Origin of the sequence: Gallibacterium genomosp. 1 (assembly GCF_001678575.1) — a bacterium.
GTDB lineage: Bacteria > Pseudomonadota > Gammaproteobacteria > Enterobacterales > Pasteurellaceae > Gallibacterium.
In genome coordinates this window covers 1-7,526 of the sequence record NZ_JTJP01000017.1, presented here as the reverse complement: position 1 = coordinate 7,526, position 7,526 = coordinate 1, and the positions used below count along the sequence as shown (strand labels likewise).

Here is a 7,526-nt window from a genome sequence, read left to right as displayed (position 1 = left end):
CAAGCAAGCAAGCAAGCTAACCACAAAAGATCCCCCCCTGTCTAATTTTTTATCTCTATTTTTGACATTTTTTCATCACATTTATAACTAAAGCATTTCAGGAGATAAAAATGAAGACAAATATTTTATTTACCCTTTCTACTCTCGCTATTGCCGTTAATGCAGCCGATGCTGTAGGTGATCCCGTTGAACAAGGCACAAGCAATAATGGTGGTTTAGCTGTTGGTAAAACTGCAACTGCTAACGATAGATACACCATTGCTATTGGTGGCGGTAGCAAAGCTGCAAAAGAGGGGGCTGTTGCTATAGGTCAAGCGGCCCAAGCAAATGAAAAATATGGCATTGCAACTGGTTATGGAGCACAGTCTAATGCTGAAAAATCTATCGGCATTGGTTTTGGTACGAAGGCTGATGGTACTAGCTCACAAGCTATCGGAGACTCTGCAAAGGCAGAAGGAAATAAAGCAAATGCTATTGGACCAAATGCGGAAGCGAAGGGAAGTATGTCCAATGCGATTGGTTCTGGAGCTAAAGCAAATGCTGATTATACTACCGCAATCGGCGGTGGTAGCCAATCCTTAAAACAAGGTGCTATTGCATTAGGGCAAGCGACGGTAGCAAAAGAAGATTATACTATTGCTGTTGGCTATGGGGCACAGGCTAATGCATCAAATGCCATGGGATTTGGGTTTGGTGCAAGAGCCAATGCAAATAATTCCATAGCTTTTGGTGGCACCAATGATGTTGCGAATACGGCATCTTTTAATAACCGAAAAATTACTAATGTGTCTAATGGTAACATTGCACAAAATAGTAAAGAGGTCGTTAATGGTGGGCAACTTTATACTGTACAAGAAGATTTAAAGAAAAAAGTAGATGCTGGCACTGTTGGTGCACCAGGCAATGCATCACTTGCTGTAGGCGAACGTTCTAAGTCAACGGGTTATTTATCTATCGCTATGGGGGTTCAGTCTGAGGCATCGGATAAGTTTACTATGGCAATGGGCATTAATGCTAAAGCTCATAATGAGAATGGTATTGCTATCGGTAATGCAGCAAAAGCAGGTGCAACTAATGAGGACTATGCTAATGCGGATATCTTTGATCGCATTGACCCTGAAACAGGTAAACCTTTATATAATGTTTCCCCTGGTGGCGATCCTCGTACGATCCGCTCGGGGGCTATTGCTATCGGTAATGGAGCAGAAGCGGTTGGGTATCGTAATACTGTTATAGGTGAAGCTGCCAAAGCAGGTATTATTATTGACCGTGATGCATATAATCATCCAAATAAATTTGGCTTAGGTGCTGTGGGGGCAACGGCGATTGGTGCGGCAGCCATTGCTGGAGGAAGTCAGGCTACTGTTGTTGGTAATGGTGCGGTTGCGGAAGGAAAACTCAGTGTGGGAATGGGAACTCGCAGTTATACAACTGGCAAAGCGGATACGGCTGTTGGAACTTACTCTGTGGTAACAGAAGATAGTGCAGTAGCACTTGGTGCATATGCTCGTGCAGATCATAAAAATTCTGTTGCTTTAGGAAACAGTTCAATTACCGAAGATGTTAAAGCAACTGCTTCTACAACCATTAATGGTAAAGAATATACGTTTGCAGGTGGCGATCAATCGCAAGTGGTAGGAACCGTTAGTATTGGTGGAAAAGGCGTTGTTGGTTATACCGATACTACCAATGAAGGGCATTGGAATGATCCTGCTCATTATACGAATGGTAATGGTCGTACCGATATGGATAATGCCATCTATCGTACTATCACCAATGTCGCAGCTGGTCGTATTAACGCAGATAGTACCGATGCAATTAATGGTAGCCAGTTATACGCTGTTATGGGTGCAACTGAAGAGAACAGAAAACTTATTGAAAATAATGCCATCAATCTTGCACAAACTGATCACCGTATAAATCGCCGTATAGATAGTGTTGAAGAAGAATCTCGTGCAGGTGATGCGATGAACAGAAAACTTATTGAAAATAATACCATCAAGCTTGCACAAACTGATCACCGTATAAATCGCCGTATAGATAGTGTCGAAGAAGAATCTCGTGCAGGTGATGCGATGAATGCTGCATTAGCCGCATTAAAACCATTGCAATATGATCCTAATGAGAAATTTCAAGTGATGGCAGGTACTGGGCGTTTTAAAGACAAACAAGGATTTGCGTTGGGTGTGGCTCATCACATCAACGAGAACTTGTTGTTAAATGCTGGGGCAGCTTATTCAGGCAGTAAGTATAAAATATGGAATGCAGGTATCACTTATCGCTTTGGTTCATCAAACCAAAAAGCGCCTGTTATCAAGGTATCTAATGATGAACAACGCATTCGTTCTCTTGAGCAAGAAAATATGATGCTAAAACAACGTTTAGCAGCAATTGAAGCGAAATTATCTAAATTAAAATAAAGATTATTAAGCCAAATAAAAAGACTTAACGCTGATCTGCACCCCAAAAGTTGGACTTATTATCCAGCAACAAAGGTGCAGATTTTTTATAACCCAATACAGCCAAACATTTAAACAACAAGCTGTTGATTTCTACTTTCAACACCACGAAACGCTTTCTTTAACCTGTCATACATTACTAGAACTTGTTATCAAAGAATATGTTCATTATTACAATGAGAACAGAATGCAATAAAAATTAAAAGGACTGAGTCCTGTTCAATACAGAATTCAGTCCTTAAATGAGCATCCAACTTTTCAGGGTCAGATTACTTTTCAGCCAAACAAAAAATTATGCAGCAAACGGATCTTGTAAAATCATTGTTTGAACACGATCTGGGCCTGTTGATAAAATCGCAATCGGCACACCGGTAACTTCTTCAATACGTTTGATGTATTTACGTGCATTTTCAGGCAATTGATTAAAATCGGTAACACCGAAAGTATTCTCTGACCAACCGGGTAAAGTTTCATAAACCGGCTCAACCCCTTCCCATTTTTCCGCAGCTAATGGTGCGTATTCAAGGATTTCACCATTTGGCATTTTATATGCAACACAAATTTTAATTTCTTTAAATCCATCTAATACATCAAGTTTAGTCATACAAAAACCAGAAATAGAATTTAATTGAATGGCACGACGAACTGCCACCGCATCAAACCAACCACAACGGCGAGGGCGACCGGTTACTGCTCCAAATTCATTTCCTTTACGGGCAATTTCCATACCAACTTCATCAAACAATTCTGTTGTAAATGGCCCACCACCAACACGAGTGCAATAGGCTTTGATAATTCCCAATACATAATCAAGATTACGCGGCCCGAAACCTGAACCAGTTGCTACACCGCCGGCAGTAGTATTTGAACTGGTAACATATGGATAAGTACCGTGGTCAATATCCAACATTGTACCTTGTGCGCCTTCAAACAGAATATTGTCACCTCTTGCTCTCGCTTGATGCAAAATAGTAGTTACATCTGCCACCATAGCCTTGATAATATCAGCAACTGCTTGAATATCCGCAAGCGTTTTATCATAATCGACCGGTTCAACTTTGTAGTAATGCACTAATTGGAAATTGTAGTAATCCAAAACATTTTTTAATTTTTCCGCAAATACTTGCATATTGAATAAATCGCCAACTCGTAAACCACGGCGAGCAACTTTATCTTCATAAGCCGGCCCAATACCACGCCCAGTTGTACCAATTGCTTTTTTACCCAATGCTGCTTCACGTGCGTGATCCATCGCTACGTGATAAGGTAAAATTAACGGACAAGCTTCAGAAATTAACAAGCGGTTACGAACATCCACACCTTTAGATTCCAATTCCCCCATTTCCTGCATTAATGCAGAAGGCGATAGCACCACGCCGTTACCAATCATACAAGTTACATTTTGACGCAAAATGCCTGATGGAATAAGGCGTAATACTGTTTTTTCGCCATTAATAATTAAAGTATGCCCTGCATTGTGTCCACCTTGATAACGAACAACATATTTCACACGATCCGTTAAAAGATCAACAACTTTACCCTTTCCTTCGTCGCCCCATTGAGCGCCAAGAACTGCTACACTTTTTCCCATAATTTTACCTTTAGGTTCTCTATTTCAGTTTAAAAAAATCTATCCTAGCCAAGAAAATACTTTACTACCAGATACATAAAATGCCAAACCAATCTTTTTCCAAATTCAACATAAAAAAAGCCTCTATTGAGGCTTTTCAGTTACTTTTGCCCTTGTGGACGTTGCATAAATTGGAAAAACTCACTATCCGGTTTCAAAATCATCATATTATCGGATTGAGCAAAACTCTTTTCATAAGCTTTTAAACTACGAATAAAGTTATAAAATTCCGGTGCTTGTCCAAAACTATCAGCATAAATTTTCGCTGCAACAGCATCACCTTCCCCACGTAACTCTTGTGCAGTTTTATTTGCATTAGCTAAGATCACGGTTACTTTACGATCAACATCCGCCTGAATAAATGCCGCTTTTTCACGACCTTGAGAGCGGTGTTCACGTGCTACTGCATCACGTTCTGCACGCATACGCTGATAAATAGAAGAAGAAACTTCCACCGGCAAATTAATTTGTTTAATACGAACATCTACTACTTCAATACCCAATTCTGAGGTGCTTTCCGCTCCTGTATTTAAGGCTTTTTTCGCATCCAGCATTAATTCACCTCGAGTTCCGGAAACAATATCTTTAATGGTACGAGAACCAATTTCAGAACGTAAACGATCATTGACTTTGCGTCTTAACAGGCTATCTGCACGCAAATAATCCCCACCACCGGTTGAAGTGTAGAATTTACCAAAATCGGCAATACGCCATTTCACATAAGAATCAACTAATAAGTCCTTTTTCTCAACGGTTACAAAGCGATCCGCTTGCCCATCTAAAGTTTGGATTCTCGCATTTAAAATCTTAATTCCATCAATAAATGGAATTTTAAAATGCAATCCCGGACTATATACCACCACTTTATTATCAGCATCACGTTGTACTTTGCTAAAACGCAACATAATACCTCTTGTGCCTTCAGGTACTACAATAATGCTGGCGTAAACAATAACCGCAATCACAGCTAAAATAGGAATTACAAACTTACGCATCATTAAAATCTCCCTTGACGATCTACTTCAATTGTTGTTTGTCCTTTTGCATCTGTGACCGGTTTAGTCATTGGTGCTGATGATGTTAGCGGCACTTTCGGCATATCACTCACTTTTTGATGCTGTTCGCTCGGATCCTCTGAACTTTTCTTCCCTTGTTTTAACAGCTGTTCCAACGGCAACACAGTTAAATTATTGCTATTATCCAATAACACCTTTGGTGTTCCCGCCATCACTTTTTCCATAGATTCCAAATATAAACGGTCTTTCAATAATTCAGGATTTGCTTTAAACCCAGGCAATAATTTAGCAAAACGTTCCGCTTCACCTTGTGCATCCAATACAACCTGTTCTTTATAAGCTGTCGCCTGTTCTACAATACGTTGTGCATTACCGCGCGCAATTGGTTCACGCTCTCTAGCGTAAGCTTCTGCTTCACGAATCAAACGTTGTTCGTCTTCTTGAGCTTTAATAGCATCATCAAATGCATCTTTAACTTCTTCCGGTGGACGGGCAGATTGGAAGTTAACATCAATGACTTCTAAGCCCATATTGTAAGGTTTAATAATGTCATTCAATGATTTCCAAGTCCGTTCACGCACTACAGAACGCCCTGTTGTCAAAATATTATCCATTGTCATATGACCAATAACATAACGCAATGCACTGTCTGTCGCTTGACTTAAACTATCTTGAGGATCGACCACATTAAAAAGATAACGTGCCGGATCCTGAATACGATACTGTACGGTCATTTCAACCGTAACCATATTTTCATCCTGCGTTAACATTGAACCTTGAGTTTTCAGTTCACTGATGCGTTCCACATTAACCGGAATCACACTATCAATAAAAGTTGGTTTCCAATTTAAACCCGGTTGAACGATCTTTTCCAATTTCCCAAAACGCAATACCACACCACGTTCTGCTTCTTTGATAGTATAAAATCCTGAAACTACCCAAACAATTACGGCAATAATCACCGCAAAAATAGCTAATTTACCGAAACCTTTAGAAGAAATTGCCGCACTTGAAGGGCGTTGTGGACTATTATTTCCTTGCCCACCTTGATTCAATTTATTGAAAAATTTTGATAACTCTTCAAGCAAATCAGGTGGATTATTGTCATTATTTTGTTGTTGATTTGGTTTTTGATCTTGTCCAGATGTGCTATTTCCTTTGTTCTCTTGTTTATCCGAACTTCCCGGCTTTGACCAAGGATCCTGCCCTGAATCATTCCACGACATATTTTTCTCCTTTTAAGTGATAAAAGACTATAAAAACGATTTATGCAAATTCAAGTATCACACTTGTTTGTGTTCACACTAAAAAACAAAATTACAGAATAATGTAATTTTTGCAAAGTGTTCAGTCTAAACAAAATCCGCTGATAAGTCTAACAAAATTCCCTAACTTATTGATGGGCTTGCAGCAAATTTAAGCTCAGATTTATAATGCTGATCCTATTAAATTTATATTGTTATCTTTATGTTGGCTTTATGTATTGCAATCGCTATTTGGGGCAGCTCATTACCAATCGGGAAATTAGCATATCACTCTTTTGAACCGGTAATTTTAGTGCAATTTCGTTTTTGTATTGCTGCTTTTATTGTTTTACCAACCTTTATGCGTTGCTATCGCCATATCGAATCACATCATTACAAACAATTAATATGGCTCTCTTTTCTCAATTACCCTGTTGTTTTTCTCTTACAATTTATAGGCTTAAAATACACTTCCGCTTCCAGTGCAGTAACAATGCTCGGTTTACAACCCTTGATTATGGTATTTGTCGGCGATCTCTTCTTTAAAGAAAAAACTGGAAAATTTGACTATTTTCTCGGACTACTCGCATTTATCGGCATCGCCTTAGTGGTGAGCGATGATGATCCGAACAGTCAAATTGATGTTTTAGGTTGTTTTTTAGTGTTAGCTTCCACCGTCGTTTTCGCTTTCACCACCCGTTGGGCTAAAGCGATAATGAAAGAAATTTCTCCTCGTAATTACACCGCCATTACTATCGTACTAGGAATGCTGTTATGCTTGCCATTCACCCTATTATTAAATCAACAATGGCATTTTAATCCACCTATGATCGATCTCATCGCCCTCCTTTATCTAGGTATTGTTTGCAGTTGGCTAGCACCAAAAATCTGGAATAGCGGTTTACCATTCGTTTCAGCTAATATTTCCGGCGTGATCTCGGCACTTGAACCGATATTCGGCATTATTTTCGCTATATTGTTCTTACATGAAAAAATAAATTGGAAAATTGCAAGCGGTATTCTGCTCGTTTTAGGCGTAACCCTCGTTTTCATTCTGCACACTATCCGACAGAGAACGGCAAACAGCCACACATAAACCGCCCTATCTTCAAAATCTTTGGAACATCGCTATAATAACGAACTATCATAACCAACAAAATGGAGGTAAAAATGAATC

Annotated in this window: 5 protein-coding genes; 2 read left to right on the top strand and 3 right to left on the bottom strand. The window is 39.4% G+C overall.

Annotated elements, in window-relative coordinates:
* Nucleotides 1-110 precede the first annotated feature (110 nt).
* On the top strand, nt 111-2,420 hold the full coding sequence (locus QV04_RS04530) for a YadA-like family protein (RefSeq protein WP_065233241.1): 2,310 nt from the start codon (nt 111-113) through the stop codon (nt 2,418-2,420).
* A 331-nt stretch (nt 2,421-2,751) separates the two neighbouring features.
* On the opposite strand, the gene purA is transcribed toward QV04_RS04530, so the two are convergent.
* The 3 genes from purA to hflK form a co-directional block, all read right to left on the bottom strand.
* Nucleotides 2,752-4,050 (bottom strand): adenylosuccinate synthase, encoded by a 1,299-nt coding sequence (gene purA, locus QV04_RS04525; protein ID WP_018346750.1) that lies wholly within the window; start codon nt 4,048-4,050, stop codon nt 2,752-2,754.
* 140 nt (nt 4,051-4,190) lie between these two features.
* Nucleotides 4,191-5,084 carry a protease modulator HflC gene (hflC, locus tag QV04_RS04520; protein WP_039084830.1) on the bottom strand — a complete coding sequence of 298 codons (894 nt, stop codon included), beginning with the start codon at nt 5,082-5,084 and terminating at the stop codon, nt 4,191-4,193.
* A gap of 2 nt (nt 5,085-5,086) precedes the next feature.
* Nucleotides 5,087-6,331 carry an FtsH protease activity modulator HflK gene (gene hflK / locus QV04_RS04515; protein ID WP_039140954.1) on the bottom strand — a complete coding sequence of 415 codons (1,245 nt, stop codon included), beginning with the start codon at nt 6,329-6,331 and terminating at the stop codon, nt 5,087-5,089.
* Nucleotides 6,332-6,572: 241 nt separating this feature from the next.
* Between hflK and QV04_RS04510 the strand changes: the two genes are divergently transcribed.
* Nucleotides 6,573-7,445 (top strand): DMT family transporter, encoded by an 873-nt coding sequence (locus QV04_RS04510; protein WP_065233240.1) that lies wholly within the window; start codon nt 6,573-6,575, stop codon nt 7,443-7,445.
* Nucleotides 7,446-7,526: the final 81 nt, after the last annotated feature.

Bases quoted from the DNA above. Each gene is read 5' to 3' on its own strand.
- QV04_RS04530 (WP_065233241.1), top strand. From the start codon at position 111: ATGAAGACAAATATTTTATTTACCCTTTCTACTCTCGCTATTGCCGTT.
- purA (WP_018346750.1), bottom strand. From the start codon at position 4,050: ATGGGAAAAAGTGTAGCAGTTCTTGGCGCTCAATGGGGCGACGAAGGA.
- hflK (WP_039140954.1), bottom strand. From the start codon at position 6,331: ATGTCGTGGAATGATTCAGGGCAGGATCCTTGGTCAAAGCCGGGAAGT.
- QV04_RS04510 (WP_065233240.1), top strand. From the start codon at position 6,573: ATGTTGGCTTTATGTATTGCAATCGCTATTTGGGGCAGCTCATTACCA.
- hflC (WP_039084830.1), bottom strand. From the start codon at position 5,084: ATGCGTAAGTTTGTAATTCCTATTTTAGCTGTGATTGCGGTTATTGTT.